This is a genomic window from Floridaenema aerugineum BLCC-F46, from assembly GCF_041929345.1.
Classification (GTDB): Bacteria; Cyanobacteriota; Cyanobacteriia; order Cyanobacteriales; family Aerosakkonemataceae; genus Floridanema; species Floridanema aerugineum.
Genome location: NZ_JBHFNQ010000164.1, coordinates 12,534 through 39,514 on the forward strand (window position 1 = coordinate 12,534; position 26,981 = coordinate 39,514).

The window sequence follows — 26,981 nt, forward strand, 5'->3', positions numbered from 1 at the left end:
ACTAAAGGTGGCAATTATAACTCAAAACGTAACCAGCATACGGTAAGTGAAACCTCAGTTTTTTCCTGTGATTGATACTTTCTGGATGAGTGTCTTTGCTGTTTCTAAAACTTGTGTAACTGTTGTACCTTCTAAACAGAGATAACCTACGGAACAGGTGCTGCGATCGCAAGGATGGCATGGTACTTTGTGTAATAAAGTTTTGTGAATATCCGTATTTAAAGAACCCCAAACTTGCGGATCAGTCCCGCCAAATATAGTAATTGTCGGCGTAGAAAGGGCATAAGCAATATGTGCAGGTCCCGAATCATTAGTAATTAATAGTGCCAGTCGTGCCAAAATAGCACCTAATTCCGGCAGCGAAGTTTTCCCTGCTAAATTCAAGGTTTCTTGACTAATATTTGCAGCAATTAACTCAGCAATTTGTCTTTCTTCTTCGCCACCTAATAATACGATCGTGCCGCCGAATTCCTGTTGTAATGCCTTTCCCACCGCAATAAACTTTTCTGCTGACCATCGTTTAGTAGCTTCCCTCGTGCCTGGATGCAGTCCAATTAAAGGTTTTGTAGCTGTGGTAATTAACATTTCTGCTGCTTTTAAATCCTCTACCCAAAGAGGGAATTCAGTTGTTTCGCCCTGTGGTTCAATACCTAAAAATCTAACCAAAGATAGAATTTTTTGTACCTCGTTTTGTGTTGCAGAGATCGGCAAAGCAGCATCTAATTTTCCTGCCGGATCTCCAGGTCGAACAAACCCGGCAGTTGCCTTAGCTCCTAACATTAAAGTAAATGGATTAGAATAAACTCCAGAACCGTGCATTTGAATTGCCAAATCAAATTGTTCTGCTTGCATTTCTTGGAAAAAATCCACCACTTTTCCAGGGTCAAAAAACTGTTCTGCCATCCCTAAAAAGCCTGGGAAAGGAATGAAGCGATCGATCTGTGGCGATCGATTAACTAACTCTGCCACAAAAGGCATAGCAATTAAACTAATTTCCGCCAAAGGAAAAGCATTTTTAATAGCCCGAAAAGCCGGAGTAGCACAAACAAAATCACCAATTCGAGAAGCCCGAACTAAAGCAATTTTGCGCGGAGTTTCCGGTAAACGAAATAGTAGCCCAGGTAAAAAAGGATCAAACATTGCGATTTTAAATGTTAGGTTGATCTAGATCCCTCTTCAGATCCCCGACTTCTTGAAGAAGTCGGGGATCTGAAGATAATTTTCCCCCTCTTTGGGTTGATGAAAAATGTAACTACAATCACAAAAATGGGAAGAGAAATTAACCAAAAGATTTAAGTTAAAGCAGGGGAAAAAAATGGCTATTAGCGCAAAAACTCGTGCTTTCGGAGTATTTTCTAACCGAGAAGCAGCAGAAATAGGACTTACTGAATTAAAAAAATCCGGCTTTCCAATGGAGAAAGTTTCTATAATTGCTAAGGATTTGGAAAAAGGCGATCGCGTAGGTGGTGCAAAAACCACCCATAGCGTAGGCGAACAAAACGTAAATTCTCCTACAGCCGTTGTTTCCGACCTTGCCACAGGTAGTACATGGGGAACATTATTAGTAGGACTTAGCGGTTTAGCATTGCCTGGTATTGGCCCCGTTTTAGCAGCAGGAAGCTTAGGTGTAGCCTTGCTGACTACCTTGGGAGGCGTGGCAATGGGAACAGTCGCCAGTAATAATTTAGTAACATCTCTAATTGATTTAGGCATACCAGAAGAAGACGCTAGAGTGTATAGCGATCGACTGCTTGCAGGTAATTATTTCGTAATAGTTGATGGTTCGGAAGAAGAGATCGATCGCGCTGAAGGCATCTTGAGTAAGCAGGATATTGAATATTGGGGAATTTATCCTCCCTCTAATGGTTGATCGTTGGTAAATCATTAGATATCCTAAAGAAAATAGCAACCTAAGCAGGAGGAAGAACAAGTCTTTTTCTCCTGTTTTCGTAATCAAAAGTACAGAATTATAGCTAGAACTGAGCCAACCAAAATTTATTTAAGCTAAAATTAAGCCGAAAAAGTTTAAATCTATGGTTAAACTATTTGAGGAGTTAGAAAAAATATTATGGTCGATCAAGGTTTACAAAGAGTAGTTAATCGCCTCGGTGCGAATTTATCTCGTGACTCATTAGTACAGAAAACCACAAATGAATTAAGAGAGTTTCTTCAGGTCGATCGAGTAGTTTTATATTACTTCGTCCGCGAATGGGAAGGGAGAGTCACCTTTGAATCTTTAAGTTCCAGCGATTTTTCCATCTTTGGTAATACTGGACCCGATGAATGTTTTAATGGTGAATATGCTGGATTATATGAAGCCGGAAGAATCCGAGCAATTCCTGACATTGAAACAGAAGAAATTAGTGAATGTCACCGAAATTTCCTTCGTCATCTCAAAGTACGTGCTAATTTAGCCGTACCAGTTTTAAACAATGGAAAGTTATGGGGATTATTAATTGCCCATCATTGTCGAAACACCCGTTTTTGGACAGAATCAGATATTGAAAAAGTGCAAAAAGCAGCCCAAAATTTAGCAATGTCTCCAGCAATTAGAGAAAGTTAAAATCAACAGGGTCAACTAGATAACTGCGCTTGAAATTCCACAATCAGGATTGCTGTTACTTTCGCAACTATACACTTAAAAGAGGTAAATTGAGAGCTTGAAGATTAACAGCATCCACATTTTTAGAACAGTTATCTATTGTGATGGCGACAACTTTACCTTCTTTGTCATAATCTAAGATTAAATCTTCACTGATTGCGTCAGTAGAAACTACGGGTTTGCTGGTTAGCTCGATCGCTAATGTATCAGTATCAGAAAAATATTGAATCTTCATTGTGGTTCTTCTCCTCGTTGTTGTCGTTTGTAAAAGTTGCGATCGAAGAAAGCATTGTGAACAGTTAAATTTAGTGTAGGGTGCGTTAGCGACAGCGTAACGCACCGCTTGTACAAATTACCAAACTAATAATGAAGTGCGTATAAGCTGTGACATTTAAGAAAAGCGATCGCAAACACACAACTTTCTATGGAGATGGTGCGTTACGCTGCGCTAACGCACCCTACGGAATTATAAAGATATTATTCATATCCAACATCATTGGGAATATCTGGTATTATATCTACTCCCCAATCTTCTGAATAAATACCATCAGCAACAAAGCGATGAAAACTGGAATAAGGCCATTCTTTTGCTGCTTTGCATAACCCATGTTTAACAGGATTGTAATGTATATAATCGCAATGGTTAGCAAAATCTAGATCATCTCGGATCAAATGTTCCCAAAACCTACGTTGCCAAAGGTTTCCTTCTTGCCGTTTTTGCCGAGAGGTACTGACTTGGCTATCAATTTCTAGTTCTTTGGCACAATGTTTAGTAACAAAGGTTTTAATCAGTCGCCAACGAGTTGCATAATCACTGTCGCCAGATGGTAGTGTCCAAATACAGTGAATGTGATTGGGTAATAAAACTAAAGCATCTATAATAAAAGGATATTTTTGCCGTACATTATTGATAGCTGTTCGTAATGTTTGACGTGCAATTTCACTACATAACCAGTTACGCCGCTGATAAGTTACTTGGGTGAAAAAGTAAGTACCATTTGCGATCGTAAGTCTTTTATAATTAGGCATTTGGTTGGGTGATTTAGCGATCGATCAATAATATAAAGTAATTTTGGAAATCAGACGTTACCAATTTACTAAATTGACACATTAAATTTGGCATAGTAGTCCTAGCGTAGGGTGCGTTAGCGGTAGCGTAACGCACCGCTTCCGATGGCGATAGTGCAATGGTATATGCGATCAGTAGCGTATGATGCGTATAGCCTGTGACATTTCCGAAAAGCGATCGTTTCACGCTGCGCTTCCTATAGAGATGGTGCGTTACGCTGCGCTTCCTATAGAGATGGTGCGTTACGCTGCGCTTCCTATAGAGATGGTGCGTTACGCTGCGCTTCCTATAGAGATGGTGCGTTACGCTGCGCTTCCTATAGAGATGGTGCGTTACGCTGCGCTAACGCACCCTACGCATAATCTAGCTATCTTTGGTTGCTGCTACTTCACTTATTAATGTTCCAGTTTGCTTGATAACTTGTTTAGCTCCCGGTTGTTGCTCCGGTTTTTTCGTGTACCACCAAGCCCAGGCAATCAAAACAGCTTGGAAGGGAAGTCTAGCCCAATAAAATGCTTGATTATGGGGAATGCCATCGATCGCAATATTATTCAAAGTCATATTGATATTAGCAGGAAACACGGCAATAAACAGCGCAATTAATCCCCAAGCTGCGGCTACACTAACGATCGGAATCAATAACCCAATCCCACCTAAAATTTCAAAAAAACCACTGATATAAACCAATTCAAACGGATAAGGCAATTGAGGAGGTACTATGCGAGCATATTGTTCGGGTCTAACAAAGTGGGTAATGCCTGCCACTATCATCGATATGGCTAGGAAAACGCGCAGGAATTCTTTCTGCCAAGGGGATTTTTTACTAGATTGATTCATCAGTTTTGGGAAATCGTTTACCCAAAACATAGCAATAAAAACTGGGGAGTTTGTTCTACCTGCGGCTAGTTTCTAGTAGAGTAGGGTGCGTTAGCGATAGCGTAACGCACCGCTTCCTACCGAGATGGTGCGTTACGCTGCGCTTTTCTTATATGCCGCAGGCTATACGCACCCTACGTTTCATACAAGAATAGTTTCTGGGGCATATTTTTCAATCATTTCTGGTAAAAGATCTAAGGCGTGTCCGTCAACTGTTCCCTGATGATTAAGTACTGTTGATGGTACTTCTGCGTGATAGGTTCCAGAAGGAATAATCGCACATCCGCCCCATTTTCGCATTAAAATGTTTTGGACTAAAACTTCTTCCCCAGAATGATATCTTGGCAACTTTGTCCAAAAGGAAAAACCGCCAATTTCTAAAAGGTTTTCTCTGTCATAAAGAATGCAAGAAGCAATCCAAGCAACTTTATAAAGCAGAGTTTCTCCTGGTGGTAATCTCTGACTAACATGATATAAATTTGCTGCCCGATGTAAATGCCATCTTTCCCATTGTGGAGAACCGGGATTAACAATTTCTGGATGTACGGAACCTTCCCAAAATTCAATAATTTGTTGTTGAGGACGCACATCTTCACGATAAGATAAACCAGTGGGAAAAGCTCCAACAAAACCGCATTTTTGAGCTTGCAAAGTTTGCCAAAGTCGATCGACTACCCAAGGTTCCATAAATACGTCATCATCGAGATATAAAACACTGTCAGCAGTGGCGCGATCGAGCAAAAAATCGCGTTGTTCGGTAATTCCTTGGGAAGGAAAGCGATAATGATATTCTACAGAACCACCTCTAGTTTCTATTAGGCGCAATAATGTTTTAACTAATGGTGAATTTTCAACAGTTTGGAAACTTTGATCGGCAATAATTACATGAATATCTGTTAATGTTTGGGATGCAATACCGGAGAGGGTAAAAATTAGGGATTCTAAGCGGTTACAAGTTGGAAGCAGAATATCGACAGTTGCCATGATTCAGAGATTGGGAAATTTAAAGGTTAACTCAGATCTTCGATCGGGGGAGGTGGAACCTCCCGGATCTCGTTCCCAGGTTGAACCTGGGAACGAGGAACAGAGGCTCTGCCTCTTGATGCAAGATCTGGCTTTCGGCGATCGTATTTTTGTTGCCGTAAAACTGCTATTTCCGCTGCCCGCCATAAGCCTAATGATGGCCCTTGTAATTGTAGTAATTTGCGGAAACTAGCGGTGTCTAAGTGGAGGGGAGGAGAAGTCATATTAAAATATGTCTAGATGTAATTGAGTAAAAAGCTATGACTGCGAAAGACTTGATTATTCAGGAAGTTGAGAATATGCCGGACTTTCTTTTAGATGAAGTTTTGGATTTTCTGCAATTTATTAAAGCCAAATATGAACAAGAAAAATTAGAAACAACCATTTTAAGTGAATCTTCTCTCCAAAAAGATTGGTTAACACCTGAAGAGGATGCAGCATGGCAAGATTTGTAAAAGAAAAATTTTTATCAAAACGTACCTGAATAAATGGAACAAGAACGACAAATTTCTGGTGGTTCATCTGAGGCTAATTTATCTCGAAATGACTGATAATCTTTGCTGTTCCAAGTGTTATCAACTCCTTGTTCTATTATGTTGCCAAAATTTATGCGATCGGGCGTAGAAACCATACAACAAGGCATCGCATAACCCTGATAACTAATATAAGCACCTCTCCAAGGCCAATCACATCTTTTTTGTCCAGGTGTACCAGGTGAATGCAGGCGTGGTTTTGTCCGAGGTAAACGCAAATTCACTCCCAAATTTTGCGCTAAACTTCGGGCTTCATTAAAATAAAATTCTACTCTTTGGCTATCTTCTTCCAGCAGCGTTTGTGACTGAACAAAATCTCGCATTGGTTGATAATTTGCGGGTAAACTTGACTCGCCAAAATCATGACATAAGTGCTGCACAAAAAATTGTTCTACTGACCATTTATTTGCTAATTTCACTAAATCTGGTAATTCATGTAAGTTCTGTTGCATGATTACCATTACTAGGTGAATATGGGGAGTTTTACTAGCAAGTTTTTGTCGTTTTTCTAAGACTAATTCTAAGTTCTTAACTACCAGTTCAAAATTGGAGCCTACACGAATTTTGTTATAGGTTTCTGGAGTTGCGCCATCAATGGAAACATGGAGGCGATCGAGATTACTAGTAACACATTGTTCAGCACGTTTTTGATTTAAAAGTGTCAAATTAGAGTTAGTTGTAACTCTAATTTCTTTGTTAGCAGCATAAGTTATCATATCGAAAAATTGCGGGTGCATCATCGGTTCTCCTAAACCCTGAAGATGCAATTCTTGTAAGGTAGGAAATTGGTCAATGATGCGAGTAAAAACTTCAAATTTCATGAAAGCTGGAGGCTTATCTTTACGAAATTGAATGGCACACATTTGACAGCGTAAATTACATTGTCCAACGGGTTCAATTTGTAAATAAGTGGGTAGTTGCATGGTTTTCACCTAATTAAACATCTATTGATTTATTGAGGGGTTGACTCTCTTCTGTACCAGATTGACGACGTTGTTCTACTTGCTGAATTTCTTGCTCTAAAAAGTAGTTAAGTAAAGTTCGCAAAAAAACAATTGTAGCTAAGTTTAAAATATCTGGTCTAGTGGGAGCGACAACTGTACGTAAAATGTCAGCAGCTACAGTAAATTCTAGTCCTAAAACTAGGGTACGACCTAACCGCAATCTAATCGATTCTGTGCTGTCAAATTGTTTTTTTGAACGATAAAATAAAGAACTAACATAAGAAAAAACACTGCGAAAAACCCCAAATCCAATAATTGCTGCGGCAGCGATTTCTGCACCAGCAGCTAAGTAACTCACAATCGGATTGACCCAAATTTCAACAGGATTTACTGCTACAGGTTCTTTTGTTGGTTGTTCTATGTCGAGATTGAGTAATAGAACTAAACCTAGAATTAAGGCTAATGGCACTAAAATGTTGAACCATGAATTAGAGGAAGAGTTTCGTTGCATTTTTTTAGAAATGATAGTTTTGCATTAGCAAGTATAAACTATCAAATACCCATTAGTGAAGTTAAAGAAAAAACACGCGAAATTTAAAAGCACCGAAAATGCGCCAAAATATTGAGAGAAATGGTATTAGTAAAGATGTGAAAATCATTTCAGCAATATGTTTTGGATTATGAGATGTTCGCTTTAGTCTTTGCATACAAAAACCTCCAGTCATTATTGACCATATCATCAAAGCTACAACAGCAAAATACAAATGTTCAGTGAAAATTGCTAGCAGAAATACAATAAAAGAGTTAATTATTAAGTAGTAATGCCAAGGGGTGACGGGTGGTAGCTTTTCTTTATATAAATTTGGATGTTTTTTATAGAGTAAAGCGTTAAACATACTTTTATGTTGCTGATTTAAACTAATGCCCCAAGATGCCGATCGCACTGGATGAGTTACGATCGCATCTGGTGCATAAACAAATTCGCCACCTTGTTTTAAAAGGGTAAAAAATAAGTCGCTATCTTCACGCCAAGCTGTAGTAAAACGTTCGTCAAAACCGTTTATGGATGCGATCGCTTCTCGGCGATAAAAACAATTAGCGGTGACAAATTCCGCTTTTTCTAAACCAGCAGTACTTAATTCATAATCAGTTGGTGGGTTTGGTAAAGGCACAATTATTCTTCCTCTAACTCCGACAATTTCATCTTTAAAAGCACTAATTCCGGCTTTTAACCAATTAGAATCGGGTATACAATCATCATCAGTAAAAGCAATAATTTCGCCACTAGCTGCACGCCAACCGACGTTTCGCGCCGCCGCAGGGCCATGTTTTTCTGTTACTGGAATGTAGCGCAATAAAGGTGTATTTTTCGTCTTTCCAGGGACGTAACCAATGCGTTCTAACCAGTATTCAACTAATCTTTTTGTTTCCTCGGTTGCGGCATCGTCAGCGATAATTATTTCGTAGGCAGTGCGATCGAAGTTTTGCTGAGTAAGTGCAGCTAAACAACGATTTAAAAGTTCAGGGCGTTTAAAAGTTGGTACTACTATAGAAACAAGGATCATTTGGTTAAAGACTATGGAAAAAATTGCAATTATTTCTGATATTCACGGAAACTTTTCTGGGCTACAAACAGTTATGACAGACATTGAAAACTCTGGATGTAACCGCATAGTATGTTTAGGTGATTTGGTGGATGGCGGAGATTACAATGATGAAGTTGTCAGATTTTTGCGAGACAATCAAATTGCTTGTGTCCGAGGTAATCACGATGAATTTAATAATTTGGAATTGGCTAAAGATGTACAAGATTTTATCGACTCCCTTCCTGATGAAATAGTAGAATTAGATAAAATTTATACTCATATATCTCCTAGAATCAAGAAAAATACAATTAGCAGCCCTGTTGAAGCATGGAATGTATTTTGTGAAATATCTTATAGAATCGTTTTTGTTGGTCACGTTCATGTTCCTTTGATTTTTGGGGAAAAATGTGAAGAATTTGGTTCATCAACGGTTTATGAATTTAACTATGGGGAACCATTTCACTTAGATCTTAAAGACAGATATGTAATTTCAGTTGGTGCAGTTGGTTATGGGCGAGATCAAATTAAGAAACTACGCTATGTAATTTATAATCAAACAGAAAATTCTGTTGAATTTAGGGCGGTTGATGGAGAATTACTCCCTTTGGGATTTTGGGCATTTTTCTAACAGAAATGAACCGATTATTAAAGCATCTAGGGGTGATGTCCAAAAACATTCGATCGCATCTCGTGGCGAACAAACAATTGGTTCACCTCTAGTATTAAAAGAAGTATTAACTAAAACAGGAACTCCAGTTCGCAATTGAAACGCTTTGATTAAGTCATAATAAAGGGAATTTTGTTGACGGTTAATAGTTTGAATTCTGGCAGTACCATCTACGTGACGAACTGCGGGAATTTTATCAGCTTTTTCTGGCAAAACATCGTAAATAAACAACATAAATGGAGAGGTTTTTGCATTATCAAACCAATTAGCTGCTTCTTCTTCTAAAACCACAGGCGCAACAGGTCGAAAGTCTTCTCTGTCTTTAATCTCATTCAATTTTGCTTGCATTTCTGCATCAATTGGTGAGGCTAAAATCGATCGTCCTCCTAATGCCCTGGGGCCAAATTCCATGCGACCTTGGAACCAACCAATAATTTTATTTTGCGCTAAAATTTCGGCTGTTTCTTCACTAATGTTTGTTAATTTACGATAGGGAAGTTTCGCCCATTGCAGGAATTTTTCGATTTCATCATCGCTGTAACTTGGGCCAAGGAAAACGTGATTCATCTGGTAAGAACGGTGATTATTTTCACCTTTTTTAACATCAATCCAAAGGGCTGCACCTAAAGCAGTTCCCGCATCTCCCGCAGCAGGTTGTACCCAAATGTTTTTGAAGGGACTGCGATCGCGTATTCGCGCATTCATCACACAATTAAGCGCGACACCTCCAGCCATACAAAGATTATCTAATTGAGTGGTTTCATGCAACCAATTAGCAATTTGTAAAACCGTTTCTTCTAATACTAATTGTAAGGAATGAGCGAGATCATAATGATATTGTTCTAAAAGTTCTCCTTTTTGGCGTGGTATTCCAAAGTTTTCTTTTAATTGGGAAGATTTAATAGTATATTGACCATCGGTTTTTAAAGTGATAATTTCTCGAAAATAATCTACATATTCAGGTTTACCAAAAGATGCTAATGCCATTACTTTGTACTCATCGGAAGAGTGGAGAAAACCCAAATATTCGGTAACTTGTTCGTAAAGAATGCCTAGAGAATGAGGCATATTTACTTGCCCTAAAAGTTCCAGTTGATTACCCTTACCAACAGCATAGTTTGTAGTTGCTTTTTCTCCTCTTCCATCGAGAGTTAAAACAGCAGCTTCTTCATAAGGTGAAGGGTAAAAAGCACTAGCTACATGGGCTAAATGATGAGGGACAAAATTCCAGGATAAATTATTTAATGAAATGTCTTTAAACCGAGCTTTTAAATGATGGGGAACACCGCCGATTAAATGCCTGGGTGCATTGACAATATAGGACAAAAATAGTGGTTCCCAAACTGATTCCCATTCGGCGGGTATGGGGTGAGCGCTTGGTTCTAAAGGTAAAGTAATTGTTGCTTCATTACTGTACTTTCCTAACGAAATAAATGGGTCGTAAGAGTAGGCAATATGGTCAACTTCTGTGAGAACTATTCCCGCTTCTTGTAAGCAGTAATTAATTGCATGAAACGGCAATTCATAAGTTGAAAAAGGTATGGGGCGTTTAGCGTGTTTGATATGAGTAAAACGTTCTTCTTCTGCTGCGGCAATTACTTGTCCATCTTTTACTAAACAAGCAGCAGAGTCATGATAAACTGCGTTAATTCCTAATGTGTACATGATTCAATTTTGTTTAAATGAATGGGAGTTTTTAATAAATCTAAAGCTGAAGTAATTACCTGTTCAGTTGGTACTTCATCAACGAAAGAAACTCGATGTTTACAAGCAGTTTCGGTGGTGCAATCTACGCCACAAATCGGGCAATTTAAACGCCAAGAAATCGCCGGACGATGACGAGTGCGAGTAATTTGACCAGCAGTAATTAAATTGCCACACCAATAAATTCCAACTGTTGCTGTACCTACTGCTGCTGCAACGTGCAAAGGGCCAGAATCATTGGAAATTAACAGGTTACATCGAGATAGTAAACCTGTTAAACCATTAAGGGATAAATTACCACAAATATTTTCTGCTTTAGCTTTCATATTGTTAATTACTCCCTCGACAATATCTCGTTCTGATTCTATTCCGGTAACAACAATATCTGCGCCAAAATTGGCTAAAGTATCTCCTACAATTGCAAAATTTTCTATTGACCAACGACGACGACGATCGCCTGCACCTGGATGTAAAGCGACGAGAGGTTTATGAGTTTTGGGAACAATTTTTTCAGCTTCTAATAAATCGGATTTGGTGACAATTAAAGATGGTTCTAATTCAGAAGTTTTGGCACCAACTAAGGCGACAACTTCTAAGTAACGTAAGATTTCTGGCTGATAGTAAATGTATGGTATCCAGCGATCTAAAACAGGTGCGTCTGGGGTACGCAAACCTATGGTCATTTTCGCACCTAATTGCAAAGTAAAGGGGTTAGAATTGCGTCCGCCACCATGTAATTGAATCGCTAAATCGAAGCGTTCTTTTTGCATCGCCTGGAAGAACATTTTTAACTCAGTTGGGTCTTGTTTGATTTCTGATTCATTTCCAATACCTCCTTCGGGAATTACAATTACACGGTCGATCGCACCCGGTCTATTTGCTAAAAATTCTTTGTGCCAACTTCTAGCTAACAGGACAATTTCTGCTTGGGGATAGGTCGATCGCAAAGCATTTAAAGCAGGTAAAGCAAAGATGAAATCTCCTAAAGCATTGGCGCGGAGAACAGCAATTTTATAAATGTTTGGTAAGGGATGATAAATCATTTTTGGTGTTTTAAATTGCTAATAATTCACTAGTCCTGCCAGAAAAATTTTCGGCAATTGTTCAACACCAGTTTTGGTATTTTCATAAAGTTCCCAAGTAGCACATACAATTTCATCAGGAGTCACTAATTTCAAACAATTATTATGTCCTTCTGGGCAGATGCTTTTATAACAAAATTTGCAGGAAACATCGTGAAACAAAACTCGATTGGGAACTGCCCAAGGTGTATGCTGAGGATTAGTCAAAGCGTAAAGGTCAACAACCGGAGTACCTAAAGCAGCTGCAATGTGAACCGGGCCAGTATTATTAGAAATTAATACAGGTGATAGTTGAATTAATGCTGACATTTCTGTTAAATTAAGACAGCCTACAAGGGAATAAGAGGTAACATTAATTGCCTTTTGGATACTTTCAATTAACTGCCTTTCTGGTTCAGTTCCTGTTAACAATACTTGAAAGTTCCTATCTAAAATTAAACTGCGTGCAACTTCGGCAAAACCTTCTGGTGGATACCGTCTTGATGCAGCAGTAGCACCAGGATGAATCACTACCCAAGGTTTTTCTAAGTCAATATCCAGCGATTTTAAAATATTAAAAATTCGGTAACGTGCTTCTTCGGGAACTTGCAATGACATTCGTTGATTATTTGTGCTACAACCAACAGTTGCTACTAAGTCAATTTGTCGTTGAACTTCATGGCGAATACCCTTAGATGGTTCGGGATCTAAAACCCAATTTGTGAGTAATTGATAGGGGTTTTCATGACAATGGGCAAGTCTTAAAGGGATATCTGCTAAATAACATAAAAAAGCCGAAGGTAAAGGATTTTGACTAAAAACTGTGAAGATAACAGCAGCGTCAAATTTACTTTCTCGCAGTCGTTCTACCATTGCAAATTCGGGGCTACTATTCGCCCTTAATGCAGTGGCTTTCATCCAAGGTGCATCGTAAACAATTACATCATTAATTTCGGGGATAAGTGAGGCAATTTCTTTACCGGATGGCGATGTTAAAAGGGTAATTTTTCTGCCGGGAAGCGATTCTTTTAAGGCGCGAATAGCGGGAGTTGTCATTAATACATCACCGATCGCATCGAGTCTAACACAGAGAATATTTTTTGCTTCATTCCAGTTATTTTCGGTAATCATGCTACCTCCAGAGGAGTTTTTTTCATCCTATTTAGATTACTGGATAAATGCTGTTGTAATTCGGCAAAATAACAGGTTGCAGTGCCTTGTTTAGCAACAACAATTGCGGCAGCCATTGATGCTATTTCTGCCGCTACATTTACAGCATTACCTGATGCTAAAGCTAGGGATAATGCACTGATAAAAGTGTCGCCTGCACCTGTAACATTGGCGTGATTTATTGGTTGTGCAAAGGTGCGATAAGGTGAGTTACCTTGTGTAAAAATTAAAGCGCCATCACTATCAAGGGTAACAGCGGCAATTTTGGCACCTGTAATATCTAAAATTTGTTTTCTGTTTTGCAGAATATAGGAAATACGGCTTTGGTTTTCTGGTAATTCAGTTTCTCCTAATAAACGCATGGTTTCTTGATAGTTTGGTTTGACTGCGGTAACGCCAACTTTGCGGTAAGCAGCGAGATTTTTTGAGTCAACTACTAAAGTTTTGGGGAAGTTTTGTTGCAGATTTGCGATCGCCTCAATCACATTAGGTGTTAAAATTCCATATCCATAATCCGAAATAATCACCACATCAGATTGAGGAAATAGTTTATGCAAATCGTTAATTAATCTTTGTTCAATTTCTAAATCAATAGCGTTAGTGCTACCTTGGTCAAACCTTACCAATATTTGCCCAGCCGAAATTACGCGATGCTTTGCTAAAGTACGGCGTAATCTTTGGCGCAAAATATATTCTTGGCTAACACCATGTTCTAATAAAGCCTGTCGCAAAATGTTCCCTTCTAAGTCATCACCAATCACCGAAATAAACCTGACATTAGCCCCAAGAGTACGCACATTCACAGCAGTATTAGCAGCACCGCCCGGAACATTTTGACGATGAGTTAAAGTGACAACTGGTACAGGTGCTTCTTGACATAAACGATCAGAAAATCCTTCTAAGTAACTATCAAGAATCGCTTCACCAATGACGAGTACATTTAGGTTTTTAAAGGCATTAATGAGAGGCATAGCTTGTCATTTTGGGTTTGGGAAAAACAACACTTTTACTGATGATTTTTTTGGCAGCATCATTAATATCGGTAGCAACATAGTCGGGCATTCTCCTTGATGTAAATATCCATTCAGTTTCATTTCCGTTGTTTATTAAGATGCTTTTGCAACCTGCACGATGTCCGGCTTCTACATCATTAAGAATGTCGCCAATAAACCAAGAATTTGCTAAATCAATGTGATTTTCTCTGGCGGCACGGAGAATTAAACCAGGTTCAGGTTTGCGACAGGAACAGCTAATTTTGTATTCTGGGATTTTTCCCTCTGGATGATGGGGACAATAGTAAAAAGCAGTTATTTTTACGCCAATTTCTGCTAATAATTGAGTTAATTTCAATTGCACAGGAAACAGCATTATTTCGTCAAAATAACCTAAAGCAACCCCAGATTGATTGGAAATTACTATTAGTTTGTAACCTGCGGCTTGGAGCGATCGCAATCCCTCCACCGCACCCGAACTTAACTCGATTAAATCGGGATTTACGTTATATGGCACATTGGGAATTAAAGTACCATCTTTATCCAGAAACACAGCTTTATTGCTCATAATTTTTGCCTAAAAATGACAATTGAAAAATGACAAATGACTAATAAACAATGACAATTAAGGCCAAGAAGTTTCTCGCATTGGTAATACCGTAACTTCAGGAATTACTGTTCCTTCTGGTTGCCTTAAAACATACCGAATAGTATCAGCAACATTCTTTGGATCTTGCAAATTGTTGATATCAATATCGGGAAATCTATCTAACAAAAATGGTGTTTGCATTCCCCCTGCAACTATTGCCGTTACCTTAACATTGTGTGGACGTGCTTCGACGTGCAAAGCATGACTAAAACCTAATAATCCCCACTTACTTGCATGGTAAGCAGAAGCATTTGCCCAAGCACGTTTAGAAGCAGTAGAAGCAATATTAACAATGTGTCCTTTGCCTTGTTGTTTCATCTGAGGAAGAATGAATTTAGACATGATGAAAGGGCCATTTAAATTAACAGCAATAATCCTTTCCCAGTCAGTTACATTTAATTCTTCAATTGGCAAAGTAACATCAACGCCAGCATTGTTAATTAAAATGTCTAAATGTCCGTATTGGGAGACAATTTTACTAATAGCTGATTCCACTTGTTCAGCATCGGAAATATCTAAACGTAAAGCTTGAGCTTTACCGCCATCACTTTGAATTTCTAAAGCAACTTTTTCGGCTAATTCTTCTCGGATATCGGCAACAATGGTAATTACTCCATCTGCACCTAACATCCGACAAATTGCTTCACCCAGTCCTCGACCGCCACCAGTAACAATGGCAACTTTTCCATTTAATTCTTGCATGATTTCTCCTCTTTTTTAGTTGGTAATAGGTAGTTGGTAGTGGGTAGTTGGTATTTGGAATTCGCTGCTTTTAATGACTTCTGATATGCTATTTTCTACCAGCATCATTTTCTCTTCTACTAATTCGCAAATTAGATGAATTACCACGATTTGCACTTCTTGGATGTGTTGCGTATCGTTTTCGGGTACAATGATGGAAATATCGGCTAATTGATGTAAATCTCCGCCATCTTTACCCAAAATTGCAATGCAATTTAACCCTTGCTTTTTGGCTGTTTCAAAAGCTTTAATGATGTTGCGAGAATTACCACTGGTACTAATACCAATTAAAACATCTCCTGCACGTCCAAATGCTTCAACTTGTCGGGAAAAAGCATTTTCGTAGCCAACATCGTTCGACCAAGCTGTTAGAACTGCGGTATCTGCGTTAAGTGCTAAAGCGGGAAGTCCGGGGCGAGTTTTAGATTTGAAATGACCGACAAATTCGGCAGCAAAATGTTGTGCTTCGGCTGCACTTCCGCCATTGCCACAAATTAAAACTTTGCCACCTTGGGAAAAACAATTGCTGATTATGTCGGCTACATCAAGGATGGAATTTCGTAAACTGCCCCGTGATTTTTGGATAGCGTTAATTGCATTGTTGAAACCTCGATCGACAATTTCTTGCCAAGATACTTGATGAAATGTTGCAGAGTTTTTGGCGATCGCTTTTTCATAAAGATCGGCAATAGAATCGGTGACTTTTTGCCAGGTAAATAAATCATTAGCACGTTGAATTGCTTGTTGACGTAAAACGTTCATTAGTTTAGGATGTTGGTAAAGATAAGCAATCCTTTCGGCGATCGCACTAGGATTATTTGCAGGTACTAAATAACCCGTTTCTCCATCTCTGACAGTAAATTTAATTCCCCCAACATTAGAACCAATTACCGGAGTACCACAAGCCATTGCTTCTACAGGCGTAATCCCAAATGGTTCATACCAAGGAGTAGTAATAAATAGATCGGCAGCACTGTAATATAATTTGAGTGCTTCTCTACCTCTGCGACCGACAAAAACAACTTTTTCTTCGATATTTTCGGATTTAGCGATCGCTTTTAACCGACCAATTTCCGGTGTAAAATTCGGGTCAGGATCGTCAGATTCCCCGCCAACAATCAGCAACTTACCCGAAAAATCAGAGGTTTTTAAAAGCTGTGCGAAGCCATAAATTACTGCATCAACACCCTTACGAGGAACCATTCTTCCTAGTTGCAAAATCACCTTTTCATTGGGATCGAGTCCTAATGCTACTCTTGCCAAAACTTTACCAATAGGCCAAAATTGACCGGGATCGAAACCACCAGGAATTATCGTAATTTTCGCTGGATCGGCATTATAAAATCGAATTAAATCTTCTTCTTCCTGGGGACATTCAGCAATAATGCGATCGGCTTCATTAATGATTCTTTCTTCAATAGCAAATCTTTGATTAGGAAATTGATCCGCATCACCTTGATAATAGCGGCGCACCTTACCCAAAGCATGAAAAGTAATAACAAAAGGAATTCCCAGAACTTTTTTAATATTAGCAGCAACTAAACCAGACATCCAAAAATTAGCATGAATTAAATCATACATTTGCCCTTCTTGTTGACAGAAATTCACCATAAATGAGGTAAAATCCGCCATAAAAGGTAGTAAATCTTCCTTTCGCAAATATTCAGGAGAACCAGCCGAAACATGAATAATTCTTACTCCATTCACCCACTCAGCTGCTTCTGGTAAAAGTTCGCTATCCCGACGAGTGAAAACATCAACTTCGTAACCAAGAACAGTTAAATTTTTCGCAATTTCTCCCACATAAACATTTTGACCACCACTATCTACACCACCCAACATTGCCAAAGGTGAAGCGTGTTCGCTAATTAATGCGATCCGTTTTTTCATGACTTTCTACCTGCTACTAAAAGAGTAGTAGGGTGCGTCAGACAGAAATTCTGATTGACAACATCAGGGTTTGAGTGTCTGACGCACCCTACAACTTGATTCAACTGACGCACCCTACAACTAAAGGAGTTAGAGGAATAGAAAATGAAGGATTTCCAGTAACTAAAGCAAATGCCTCATCCCAATCATTAATAAATCGCTGAATATGAAATCTTTCTTGCGCGTAGCGTTTAGCATTTTCACTTAAACGATGAGCTTCCGCAGGGTCTTTTAATAATTCCTGCATTCGTTCTATTAAATGATTAATATTCGTATCTACATAGCCAGAAAAACCGTTCTCTACTACCGTTACTAATTCGGTAGTTGCTAAACCAATAATCGGCATTCCGATCGCCATCGCTTCACATACAGCTAACCCTAAGCTGGTGTAGCGAATTGGATTAAAAAAGAAGCGATAATGGGACTCAAATTCTAATAGTTTGTCATGTTTAATTTCACCTAAACCACCCATGTTTTCCGAACCCATACCTACAAGTTCTAAAGGAATTTGGGTGCGAACTTCTTCAAATACATCAACACCTAAACGACGACCTCTACTAGGTAAACCATTAACAACAACTAATCCACAATTTAATTCACCTTGGTAACAAACATTTTCTGGTACTATTACCCCATGTTCAATGACGCGAGTTGGAGTATTATTGCTATCCCACATTAAATCGTTAAAATCAGTTACATGAACTAAAAGTACATTGGAATCATCGACTGGATGGCGCGTATCAGTGGGATTTTGGCGTGGAGGATCGTGTTCTAAATAAATTCGCGGAAGTTGGCGTTGAGTTTCGGAAAGTATTTCGTATTGATCTTCTAAATAGTTTTTTTGGGATTGAAAAAGGATACAATCAAATTCGAGATTTTTTACTTCTTCCGCAGGTACATCATGAACATTATTAGGCCAAGGAAAACCACTTAAACGACCGCCATAACCTTCTGGTTTACCTGGTTTAATTGGCAAGTAAAATTCGTGACTTGATTGCACTAAGTAGTAAAGATAATTACCATGAACGTGCCAAGTTAGAATGCGTAAACGTCTCATAAAAATTAGGGATGAAAAATCAAAATGATTGGGGTTTGTGAAGATTCCTCATTTTTAATTTTTCGTCCCGCTTCTGCATCGGACATTTGCCTAAGAAGTTTGCGATCGCCCACACACCCTTTTGTGCATTTGCACAACTGAAAAAAAAATCACAACTTATGCAAAATCTCTGTTGTGTGCATCACAGAGAAAGCTGGAAATCCTAAAGAAAGTTTTAATATTTGCGGCACAACAGGCTAACAACTAACTATTAACTATTTCACTCAATGCTTCATTAATGATTTCATCACTGACACCCCGACGCTTTAAACTGGCAATCAATGCTGTTACTGTTTCGTTCTCAAATCGCTCTAAATCGTTACGCAATCCCTGACCAATATAAGCGCGAATCAAAGGTTCATATCCTGAAAATCCTAACAATGGTGCAAGTCGTTTGAGGTCTTCCACAACATCTTCAGGAATGCGAATCGTTACGCTAGTTATGGGACGATTTCGTTCTAACCGCTTTTTTAATGTCTCAATTTTCATAGATTTCTCGCTCCTGACGAGTTGCTTTACGCGCTGAAATAATCCGAATCATATTCTCCTCACGTTCGATGTGAACTACATACAGCAGATTCCATCGAGTATCTAACCCAATTACAGCATCTCTCTGTTCATCATTGCGGCTAGCATCAACAACTACGAGAAAGGGATCGAAAAATGCCTCAGCAGCTTGCTGGAAAGTAATTCCGTCATGCTTCTGGGGATTGCGATTTGCCTTTTCGCTGTTCCAAACAAAGGTAATGCCATTGAGTACGAAATATACATCCATGTTTGACAGTTTAGGCAATATATTTATATTGTCAATTCGACCTTCCCTCTACAATAGCAATCTCATCCTCTGTTAATCCATAGAGTTTATAAACAATTTGATCTATTAGTTTATCGCACTGCGTCAGTTGCATTTTGATTGGCTGTAAAGTATCTAAACTTGCCTGATATTCCTTTTCTAAGGTTTGCTGATCTTTTCGCCCAACCGGATCGATTTTGAGTTTCTTTTTGTTTTTTTTCAGGACTTCGATTAACTCATCAAAGCTGAGAGAAGGTTCGTTTTTGTAATAGTCTCCTAAATAATTCTGAATTTTGGATTTGTTGGTGAGGGTGTCTATGGGGCAACCGATAAAGCGTTCTAGCCATTGCAAAAAGCTTTTGATTTCGGCTTGCTTTTGTTTGTTCAGTTCGATCATTTGTTCGGCTAGATAGGTTAATAAATCGTGAATTATATCGGCTTCTTCTGGTTGTTTGCTGAGGTGATGGTTGACTTGGGATAATATTAAATCTGGGTTGTGATTGGTTTGGTATTGGTTGTAGAGTGCGATCGTATTTTCTAAGGCTTGTTGACGGCGATCGGTTGGAGTTGTGAAGTTAATTTTGCGGATAGGAATAGCAGAAAAATCATCTAGCAAAATCTGAGGAAATGTATCATCTTCTCGAATCGCAAATTTTTTACGAAATATGAAACCTATAAAATTACTATTTAGTATAGTTAGTAATGCCTTCAGATTATATACTGATGACGGATTCAGCTTTACTATATATAGCAGGGTATTACTATAAGCCTCTGTTTCGTAAAACCCTCCAAACAATTTAGTTCCAACAACTTTTCTAAACAGTAATCTTGGGTTTTTGAATAATTCCTGATTCCTTGGTTCAGCTAACCATTTACCCCATGTAATCCAATTGTCATGATTCCAATTAATACAATATCTACTGATAGATTGACCTTCAAAAAAGGGATTAAATGTTTCATCCCTTTTTGCTGAAGCTGTAAATGGTCGAGATTCCATTGTTTCCCTGGTTTGTGGTGGATCGCCTTTCCCTTTCTGGTAAGCCTTAAGACCATAACTAATGGTTGTGATGTCACACAGGTTACTACTTACATTGGTAATTCTTTCAAGAATCAAAGCTTCTGCTGGATAAAGATATGGGTTGATTATGTTTTCATAAAAATTCAGCCATTGACTTTGCTCTCTGTAGTAGTGTTTTTCGCTTGTATCATCAATATCGGATAAATGTTCATCTTTTTCATAAGGTATTACTAGAGTCTTGGGGGTTTGCAATTCTTGTATTGAGATTTTTTCTAGGACATAAATAGTTGTATCAACAGTTGCATCAGGAAAAACGGTACTAGGGAGTGCTACTACTATTTTCAAAGCACCTTGTTCTAGAAGAGCTATTCTTAAGTTTTCTGTGAAATTAAGATACATCCAATTATCAGGAACAATAAGCGATACTAATCCTGCTTTACATATTAAAAGTGAAAAACTTCTCTCCATAAAAGAGACATAGCTTTCTGCTCGATACTCAACATATTTATAATTTTCTTTTATATAGGCAGCCTCTAGTTCACTGAAAAATGATCCATAAGGCGGATTTCCCACTACAACATCAAACCCCGCATTTTCATTCCAACTCGCATTTTCCAAATCAATAAACACCTCTGGAAATTCTAAATCCCAATGAAAAAAGTGTTTCTCCTCAGCGACTTTTTGCGCCTCTTCATAAACAGCTTTATCTGCCTTACTCATGTTTTGAGGATTTGCCGTAATTGCATTAGTACCAAATCTTTCTAAAAAATTCTTAGCTTGCTTAACTCCAAAAAACTGAGAAACATAAATATCTAACAACCGTTTAAAAGGTTTTGCTGCTTCATCAAAAGAACGAAATAACTTTTCGCTTTGCTCAACTTCGGCAAAAGTAGCATCACTCAAAACACTGACACCGCGCATGATTTCCGCTGCTTTCAATAACCCTACAAATGGCCCAGTTAGCAAATTTAACTGTCCGCTTTCTTCTTGCGCCATCTTTGCTTCTGCTTCTCTCGCCGTCGTACCAATTAAAGAATTACCACAGCGCAAATGATGATCTAAAAAACTCAAAGGTGCGCCAATTGTAAAGGAATGCAACCACAAACTTACCTTTGCCAACTCTACCGCCATTGGGTTTAAATCCACACCATAAATGCAGCGTTTCATCACCACTCGTTGTAAAAGTTGAGTAGGTTCTAATCTGTCTGGATTAATCGTAATTCCCTGCTGTTCTAAGTTTCCTAAAATGCTTTGGCGCGTTTGCTCTAGCATTTCCAAAACCGGATTATGTTCAGGATATTCGGTTAAAATGGCAATTAATTCATCAGTCAAATAATCCACCGCTTCCACTAAAAAATGACCGCTTCCCATTGCCGGATCGCAAATTTTAATATCGAGTAATGTGCTTTGTGCTTCTCGTTCTAATCGTTGTAAATCCTTTTGCAATCCGTTAATACTTTGCTTTCCTAAGCGTTTATCTTGTAATTGACTTTGCAGTTGGGAAATTTGCGCCATTAGTTCGCTAAACTTGGCTTTTCGCTGTTCTAAAATTGGCTTGATTGTATGGCTGACAATGTATTTTACAATATATTCTGGAGTGTAATAAGATCCGGTAGCTTTTCGTTCTCCTTTATCATTTTCTAAATGTACCGATACCTGGGAGGGCGGGTTTTGTTTAGAAATTGACTGTTTGATTGAAGAGTTATTTGCTAAACCCGCCCCTACGGAATCAATAACTACTCGATATTCTAACAATCCTTCATAAATAGAACCCAGTTGGCGTACACCCAAAAAACTATAATCGATCGGTTGTCCTTCAAATCGCGCCAGTCGATCTAATACAGGTGCTAACACCGCATCAGCTATCTTAAATTGAGACAAAAAATGATTAGCGTGAAACTCTATTTGATCTGATTGCTGATGAAAATCAAAATGAAATAAACCGCCATTATAACGAGGTACTTCTAACCCTGGATCGCCGCGATCGACAATTTGAAACAAATTCAATAAGCGATCGTACATTCCCGTCGAAGTTTGGCTCAAATTCCTCTGACGCTCAATAATTTGAGCCACTTCTTGTGTTAACTTAATTAAGCTATAATTTCGATAATCACTATCAATGGGTAATAAATTTCTCGCTTCCGCATAAAGCAAAAATAACAGCTTATAAAGAAAAGATAATGTTGCTTCATACACCAGTTCTGATGTTACCTGTTTTCCCCGTCGGGTAGCATCCGCCACAAAACCACCTGCTAAATCGGGAAAAAGGCGATCGAACACCAACGCTTTTAACTCATTCCCAACTCGCGTTGCATAAGTAGTGCTACCCTCTCGCACTCGTTCTAAAAAATTGCGTCCTTGGGAATCTTTAACAAATGCTTCTTGGCGAAAGAATAACCAAAAATATTTAAATTGATCTAAATCTTCCGCTTCCAAAAGTTCCACCAAATCCACTTGATAAAACTCCGTCGCTGTGGAAGAAGCTTGTCGATAATATAGTCGCCACTCTCTCCCATTGGTTAAAATTCCCCAATCTACCCCAGTACCCGTGAGATAGTTGGTGATTTGAAAAGATGGGTTTTCATTTTTATAAATATCGCGGTTATCATTTTTGGAAACTTTGCTTAAGGGACGTTCCCAGTATTTAGCTTCTGCGATCGCACTTACCCGCGCATAAAATGCTGTTTCATTACTTTGTAAAGGATAGGCAGTATCGCGATCGTTTTCATTATTAAATAAAGCATAATCCGGTCTTTCTGCCCTACCTTTACCGCGAGTCATCACCTGGGGAATATGACTAAATCCCAAAAGATCTAAAGCAGGTTTAATAAATATATCCTCTGTTTGTGCTTCACTCAGCGTTGGCAACAAAGATTTTTTAGAAATATAAAGACTTTGTAACTTTTGAAAATCCGCAGATACATTTATTTGCCATTCCGAGCATTCCTTCAGCCGATTATTAAGATAATGCTGCGAAAAAAGCGGTTTGTTTGGTTTTTGCCCATCTGCCATGATGAAATTCCCTGATTTTTAGTATTCCCATTGTTAATTCGTTGCTTATGATTTAATTTTAGATTCTAGATTACCATCATTATCAAAGCTATATTCTGATAATAATGATAATCTACAATCTCCTATTAAGTAGGTAGAGCTAAATAAAGTAAAATAAAGGCGGGCAAGATGCCCACCCCACAAGAAAGTTGAAAATCTTGTGGGGTGGGCATCTTGCCCGCCCCATTGATAGATGACTATTTTCACTTTATTTATTTGCACCTACTTATCAAATGCTGATGCTGTTAGGAATTAGGTAAGGTTTGAGGTAGATGTACGGCACTAAACGACTCTTATTGTTGAGGTCTATCTGTCGCTCCACTGCGTTCAAATCCTGCTTAAATTGCTCGACAACAGCCTGGGCTTTAGGGTCTGAAAAATCATTATCATAGTAACCCAATCTGTCATAGCGGTAAGCAGAAAGGATATATAATATTGTTAGTTGGTCAGCCGCTTGCTTCGGTGGTGGAAGAAAAGACATCAAACTTTTTTCGTCGGCAATGGAAAGATCTTCTGTAAGTTGTTGATAGGCAGCGAGAGGCATATTAGGAACGAAAGCCATGTATTCGTATTGGGGGAAGTTCACGGCTGCGTGTTGGGGGCCACAAGTAAAAATAATTGTGGTGACAATATCTATTAATTGATCTACGGTTTCGATGCGATCGCGCATACCCTTGATCTTCCCACCTTGGGGCGATGCCAATTCCTGCGCCCAAGCTTGTAATTCCCGATCGTTGCTAATATCTTGCGGCGTTTTGTAGTAAATTTTCAGATAATTAGAAACGAATTTTTTCAGCGCATTCCACACCAACATCCCATCATCTCGATAGGGATAATGCGGCAATCTTTTCGGATCGTCCATCCCGCGATTTTTGATTTCCGTCGGGAAGGCAGACCCATCAAAACTCCATTCTTCATAAGAATTTTTCACAATTTGCAGCGACTCTTGTAAAGTTCCCCCTAGCAAATCATCAACATAGCCACCTCTGTTAATCAAGCGTTTACGAGCTAAATCATTATTAGCCAGCATAAATTGGAAGTGAGGTCTTAACAGTAAACCCAAGGGATGATTTGACGCTAATTGTCTAGCAGTAGCAACAGCAAATGGTTCCATAACCAAGTGAGTGCGGCACAGATGGCTGCTCATTTCATGGTGATTTCCATCAGCAATTTGAACGCAAATCTTGGCTTTAAACCAAGTTAAAGGGTTATCTAAAGGGGTAATGATATTGGTAGTTTTGCCATTTTCCAGGGTAAGCTGGATGCCTACGGGTACGAGTTGACCGCGATCGCTATAACCAGAACTTCGCCAGCAAAATAATGCCTTTGGCTTCGGCAGATAACTCTTACCCCGTTCGTAAGTGCCTCCTTGCACAAAAGAAAGCTTTGTGTAATCAGCTACATACATATTGCCCTTATCCAGTTCTTGCCGTAAATTCAACGATGACCCAAACTTGGTTTGCAAGCTTTCCAAAGTTTTCGGCGAAATTTCGTTGATACTGCGTAACACCATTGGATTGACTCCGCACAACCTCTGTTCGCAGAACGAATCGTCAGTTTGGTAGGTCTTGAGCGTTTTCGGTTTGGGTAGGACTGGGAAAAAGTCTTCGTAGTCTTGCAGTTCATCCAAGGGGTCCCAGAGCGATCGCAATCGCACTGCCAAGGTATTTGCGGGAAGTTCGGATGAAGCTAATAGCCGTTCGGAGATATATTTGCTAGAAAAGTTTTCTCTCTGGGGCAAATTCTTGAGTAGCGACAGGGGAGATAAATAATTTAAGTCAAATTCATACTCTGCACGATTGCGCTGCAACCAATCAAGGCGTTTTTGGGGTTCGGGGTCATTTTGTGGGAGGTATGTTGTCATAATGCCGAATGAATAAAACTAGTGAGTGGTAACTTTTATTAGTAGGCTTAATATATACTCACTCAGTCTGCGCTTCACTCAGGGTTGGCAAAAAATTTTTTTACATAAATAAATCTTTTTTAACTTTTGATGACAACCCAGAAACCCGGTTTCGCAGAAGTTAAGAGGCAGAGCCTCGTATCCTCGTTCCCTGGTTGAACCAGGGAACGAGGTGAAAGGAGGTAGAACTTCCTAGTTGTGCAAGATCTGAGTTGAAGAAACCCGGTTTCTTTGTACCTCTTTTACCGGAAAAGTTCTGTAACAATCGCCTCTTTGATGCCAAATTTTTGCCATTCTGCTTCAAGATGCTTTTGCCATTGTGCCTTTGCACATTTGTTCAGGACTCTCTCCCAAACATCCTAATAACAAAGCTAGACGAATTTGCATTGCTTCATCAAATTTTCGGGGGTCGAGTCCGGTTAAAGAAGTTATTTTTTCTAAGCGATAACTCAGGGTATTACGATGAATACAAAGTCGCTTCGCTGTGGAGGAAGGACAACAATTTTCTAAGAAAAAAGCATCTAAAGTTTTGATTAATTCAGTCTCTTGCTCTAAAGGACTAAGTAAATGCCTTGCCAAATCAATTTTAGTATTTTCATCAGCAATTCCGATAAAAGCTGCTATTCCCAATTCATCTAAACAATGCACTTTGTTTTTGCCATGAAACCGCCGCCCCAGGGAAAGTGCTGCACAGGCATCTTGATAAGATTTAGCTAATCCTTGAATTCCCGGATGATGGCGACCAATCCCAATACTAATTGCTGTTTTTGTATCGGATTTTAATCTTGACATTAAAGCTGAACCTGCCCTTTTTAAGGCTGTTAGATTTGCCCAAGAAGGATTTAACTCGTCTTCGGAATTTGCCCAAAGTACTAAATCTTGGGTACTGCTGGCTTTTAAAACTGCTACTTCGCCATTACCAATATAAGCGCAAATGGTATCATTGGGAAGATGGAAAAAACTGACAATACTGTTAATAATATGTTGCGCTCTTTGCCAAATCCATTTATCATTAATTTCCTGATTGCTAATAGAAGGTAAAATATAATCGGCGGCATCAATTAAAATTACGGCACGGGGTCGGGTGAAGTCCATTCCTAATATTTGACCTTGGCGTAAAATGTCTGTTTCGTTAATAATTGCGCCGCTAAGTAGGTCGTGAATAAACTTATTTTTTAGCTCATATTGAGCAGGTAATTGACCGACTGCTACTGTTTGATTGACGATCATTTCTACCAGCATTTGTGCTAATCGTGGAGAAATGTTTTCGCCTTCTTCGGTTTTGGCAATGATTACTTCACCTGTATCATTAGCAATTTTAATGGGGATGCGGATTGAAGGATTTACTGTGGTAAATTGGGAATAAAGTGTGTGACTGGGAGTTTGCGCGATCGCATCTCCCCCCCCATCCACCACTAACACCGAAGCACACAAAAGTTCGGCAACTCTCTCACTTAAAATATTCGCAATCCGTTGAAACTGTTTAGTTACTGTCTTCAAGTAATTCACCCCCTTAATTACCCTATTCGTAGGGTGCGTTAGCAATAGCGTAACGCACCATCCCAAAAGATTCT

Annotated in this window: 27 protein-coding genes; 4 read left to right on the plus strand and 23 right to left on the minus strand. The window is 38.9% G+C overall.

The window, feature by feature from the left end:
• Positions 1–54: 54 nt before the first annotated feature.
• Complete coding sequence (locus tag ACE1CC_RS21070; protein ID WP_413272398.1) at positions 55–1,140, minus strand: glycosyltransferase family 9 protein; 1,086 nt, start codon at positions 1,138–1,140, stop codon at positions 55–57.
• 175 nt (positions 1,141–1,315) lie between these two features.
• Between ACE1CC_RS21070 and ACE1CC_RS21075 the strand changes: the two genes are divergently transcribed.
• The gene (locus ACE1CC_RS21075; RefSeq protein WP_413272399.1) at positions 1,316–1,870 is read left to right on the plus strand and encodes a general stress protein; all 555 of its coding nucleotides are present in this window, start codon (positions 1,316–1,318) and stop codon (positions 1,868–1,870) included.
• Between the two features lie 198 nt (positions 1,871–2,068).
• A complete protein-coding gene (locus tag ACE1CC_RS21080) occupies positions 2,069–2,563 on the plus strand; it encodes a GAF domain-containing protein (RefSeq protein WP_413272400.1) in 495 nt (164 codons plus the stop codon).
• Between the two features lie 67 nt (positions 2,564–2,630).
• On the opposite strand, the gene ACE1CC_RS21085 is transcribed toward ACE1CC_RS21080, so the two are convergent.
• The 6 genes from ACE1CC_RS21085 to ACE1CC_RS21110 form a co-directional block, all read right to left on the minus strand.
• Positions 2,631–2,837 carry a DUF2283 domain-containing protein gene (locus ACE1CC_RS21085; protein WP_413272401.1) on the minus strand — a complete coding sequence of 69 codons (207 nt, stop codon included), beginning with the start codon at positions 2,835–2,837 and terminating at the stop codon, positions 2,631–2,633.
• Between the two features lie 242 nt (positions 2,838–3,079).
• Positions 3,080–3,631 carry an REP-associated tyrosine transposase gene (locus tag ACE1CC_RS21090; RefSeq protein WP_413272402.1) on the minus strand — a complete coding sequence of 184 codons (552 nt, stop codon included), beginning with the start codon at positions 3,629–3,631 and terminating at the stop codon, positions 3,080–3,082.
• 13 nt (positions 3,632–3,644) lie between these two features.
• Entirely contained in the window at positions 3,645–3,857 is a 213-nt protein-coding gene (locus ACE1CC_RS21095; protein ID WP_413272403.1) for a hypothetical protein, read from the minus strand.
• Positions 3,858–4,034: 177 nt separating this feature from the next.
• Positions 4,035–4,508, minus strand: a complete 474-nt coding sequence (locus ACE1CC_RS21100) for a DoxX family protein (protein WP_413272404.1) — start codon at positions 4,506–4,508, stop codon at positions 4,035–4,037.
• 180 nt (positions 4,509–4,688) lie between these two features.
• The gene (locus ACE1CC_RS21105) at positions 4,689–5,531 is read right to left on the minus strand and encodes a glycosyltransferase family 2 protein (RefSeq protein ID WP_413272405.1); all 843 of its coding nucleotides are present in this window, start codon (positions 5,529–5,531) and stop codon (positions 4,689–4,691) included.
• Between the two features lie 26 nt (positions 5,532–5,557).
• The gene (locus tag ACE1CC_RS21110; RefSeq protein ID WP_413272406.1) at positions 5,558–5,794 is read right to left on the minus strand and encodes a hypothetical protein; all 237 of its coding nucleotides are present in this window, start codon (positions 5,792–5,794) and stop codon (positions 5,558–5,560) included.
• A 36-nt stretch (positions 5,795–5,830) separates the two neighbouring features.
• On the opposite strand from ACE1CC_RS21110, the gene ACE1CC_RS21115 reads away from it, so the two are divergent.
• Positions 5,831–6,025: a hypothetical protein gene (locus ACE1CC_RS21115; RefSeq protein ID WP_413272407.1), complete on the plus strand. Its 195-nt coding sequence runs from the start codon at positions 5,831–5,833 to the stop codon at positions 6,023–6,025.
• Between the two features lie 14 nt (positions 6,026–6,039).
• Here ACE1CC_RS21115 and ACE1CC_RS21120 read toward each other — a convergent pair whose 3' ends face one another.
• The 3 genes from ACE1CC_RS21120 to ACE1CC_RS21130 all read right to left on the minus strand — a co-directional run bounded on the left by ACE1CC_RS21120 (position 6,040) and on the right by ACE1CC_RS21130 (position 8,612).
• Positions 6,040–7,026: a radical SAM protein gene (locus ACE1CC_RS21120; protein WP_413272408.1), complete on the minus strand. Its 987-nt coding sequence runs from the start codon at positions 7,024–7,026 to the stop codon at positions 6,040–6,042.
• A 13-nt stretch (positions 7,027–7,039) separates the two neighbouring features.
• Positions 7,040–7,558: a DUF1622 domain-containing protein gene (locus tag ACE1CC_RS21125; protein WP_413272409.1), complete on the minus strand. Its 519-nt coding sequence runs from the start codon at positions 7,556–7,558 to the stop codon at positions 7,040–7,042.
• A gap of 61 nt (positions 7,559–7,619) precedes the next feature.
• Positions 7,620–8,612, minus strand: coding sequence for a glycosyltransferase family 2 protein (locus ACE1CC_RS21130; protein ID WP_413272410.1), 993 nt, complete (start codon positions 8,610–8,612; stop codon positions 7,620–7,622).
• Positions 8,613–8,625: 13 nt separating this feature from the next.
• Between ACE1CC_RS21130 and ACE1CC_RS21135 the strand changes: the two genes are divergently transcribed.
• On the plus strand, positions 8,626–9,261 hold the full coding sequence (locus ACE1CC_RS21135) for a metallophosphoesterase family protein (protein ID WP_413272411.1): 636 nt from the start codon (positions 8,626–8,628) through the stop codon (positions 9,259–9,261).
• Here the strand turns inward: ACE1CC_RS21135 and ACE1CC_RS21140 are convergent.
• The 13 genes from ACE1CC_RS21140 to ACE1CC_RS21200 form a co-directional block, all read right to left on the minus strand.
• Positions 9,229–10,965: a carbamoyltransferase family protein gene (locus ACE1CC_RS21140; protein WP_413272412.1), complete on the minus strand. Its 1,737-nt coding sequence runs from the start codon at positions 10,963–10,965 to the stop codon at positions 9,229–9,231. The genes ACE1CC_RS21135 and ACE1CC_RS21140 overlap by 33 nt on opposite strands.
• The gene (locus ACE1CC_RS21145) at positions 10,953–12,047 is read right to left on the minus strand and encodes a glycosyltransferase family 9 protein (RefSeq protein WP_413272413.1); all 1,095 of its coding nucleotides are present in this window, start codon (positions 12,045–12,047) and stop codon (positions 10,953–10,955) included. Before ACE1CC_RS21145 ends, ACE1CC_RS21140 begins: the two co-directional genes overlap by 13 nt.
• Positions 12,048–12,065: 18 nt before the next feature.
• Positions 12,066–13,196 (minus strand): lipopolysaccharide heptosyltransferase II, encoded by a 1,131-nt coding sequence (gene waaF / locus ACE1CC_RS21150; RefSeq protein WP_413272414.1) that lies wholly within the window; start codon positions 13,194–13,196, stop codon positions 12,066–12,068.
• Positions 13,193–14,206 carry a bifunctional heptose 7-phosphate kinase/heptose 1-phosphate adenyltransferase gene (locus ACE1CC_RS21155; RefSeq protein WP_413272415.1) on the minus strand — a complete coding sequence of 338 codons (1,014 nt, stop codon included), beginning with the start codon at positions 14,204–14,206 and terminating at the stop codon, positions 13,193–13,195. The genes waaF and ACE1CC_RS21155 overlap by 4 nt, the downstream gene beginning before the upstream one ends.
• Complete coding sequence (locus tag ACE1CC_RS21160) at positions 14,193–14,795, minus strand: D-glycero-alpha-D-manno-heptose-1,7-bisphosphate 7-phosphatase (protein WP_413272416.1); 603 nt, start codon at positions 14,793–14,795, stop codon at positions 14,193–14,195. Before ACE1CC_RS21160 ends, ACE1CC_RS21155 begins: the two co-directional genes overlap by 14 nt.
• A gap of 57 nt (positions 14,796–14,852) precedes the next feature.
• Entirely contained in the window at positions 14,853–15,578 is a 726-nt protein-coding gene (locus ACE1CC_RS21165) for an SDR family oxidoreductase (RefSeq protein ID WP_413272417.1), read from the minus strand.
• A 15-nt stretch (positions 15,579–15,593) separates the two neighbouring features.
• Positions 15,594–17,507: a D-sedoheptulose 7-phosphate isomerase gene (gmhA, locus tag ACE1CC_RS21170; RefSeq protein WP_413272418.1), complete on the minus strand. Its 1,914-nt coding sequence runs from the start codon at positions 17,505–17,507 to the stop codon at positions 15,594–15,596.
• A gap of 100 nt (positions 17,508–17,607) precedes the next feature.
• The gene (locus ACE1CC_RS21175) at positions 17,608–18,603 is read right to left on the minus strand and encodes a glycosyltransferase (protein WP_413272419.1); all 996 of its coding nucleotides are present in this window, start codon (positions 18,601–18,603) and stop codon (positions 17,608–17,610) included.
• Positions 18,604–18,846: 243 nt separating this feature from the next.
• Positions 18,847–19,131: a hypothetical protein gene (locus ACE1CC_RS21180; RefSeq protein ID WP_413272420.1), complete on the minus strand. Its 285-nt coding sequence runs from the start codon at positions 19,129–19,131 to the stop codon at positions 18,847–18,849.
• Positions 19,121–19,417: a BrnT family toxin gene (locus tag ACE1CC_RS21185; protein WP_413272421.1), complete on the minus strand. Its 297-nt coding sequence runs from the start codon at positions 19,415–19,417 to the stop codon at positions 19,121–19,123. The genes ACE1CC_RS21180 and ACE1CC_RS21185 overlap by 11 nt, the downstream gene beginning before the upstream one ends.
• Positions 19,418–19,448: 31 nt before the next feature.
• A complete protein-coding gene (locus ACE1CC_RS21190; RefSeq protein WP_413272422.1) occupies positions 19,449–23,465 on the minus strand; it encodes an Eco57I restriction-modification methylase domain-containing protein in 4,017 nt (1,338 codons plus the stop codon).
• 268 nt (positions 23,466–23,733) lie between these two features.
• Entirely contained in the window at positions 23,734–25,368 is a 1,635-nt protein-coding gene (locus ACE1CC_RS21195) for a lipoxygenase family protein (protein ID WP_413272423.1), read from the minus strand.
• A 339-nt stretch (positions 25,369–25,707) separates the two neighbouring features.
• Positions 25,708–26,916, minus strand: coding sequence for a PucR family transcriptional regulator (locus tag ACE1CC_RS21200; protein WP_413272424.1), 1,209 nt, complete (start codon positions 26,914–26,916; stop codon positions 25,708–25,710).
• Positions 26,917–26,981: the final 65 nt, after the last annotated feature.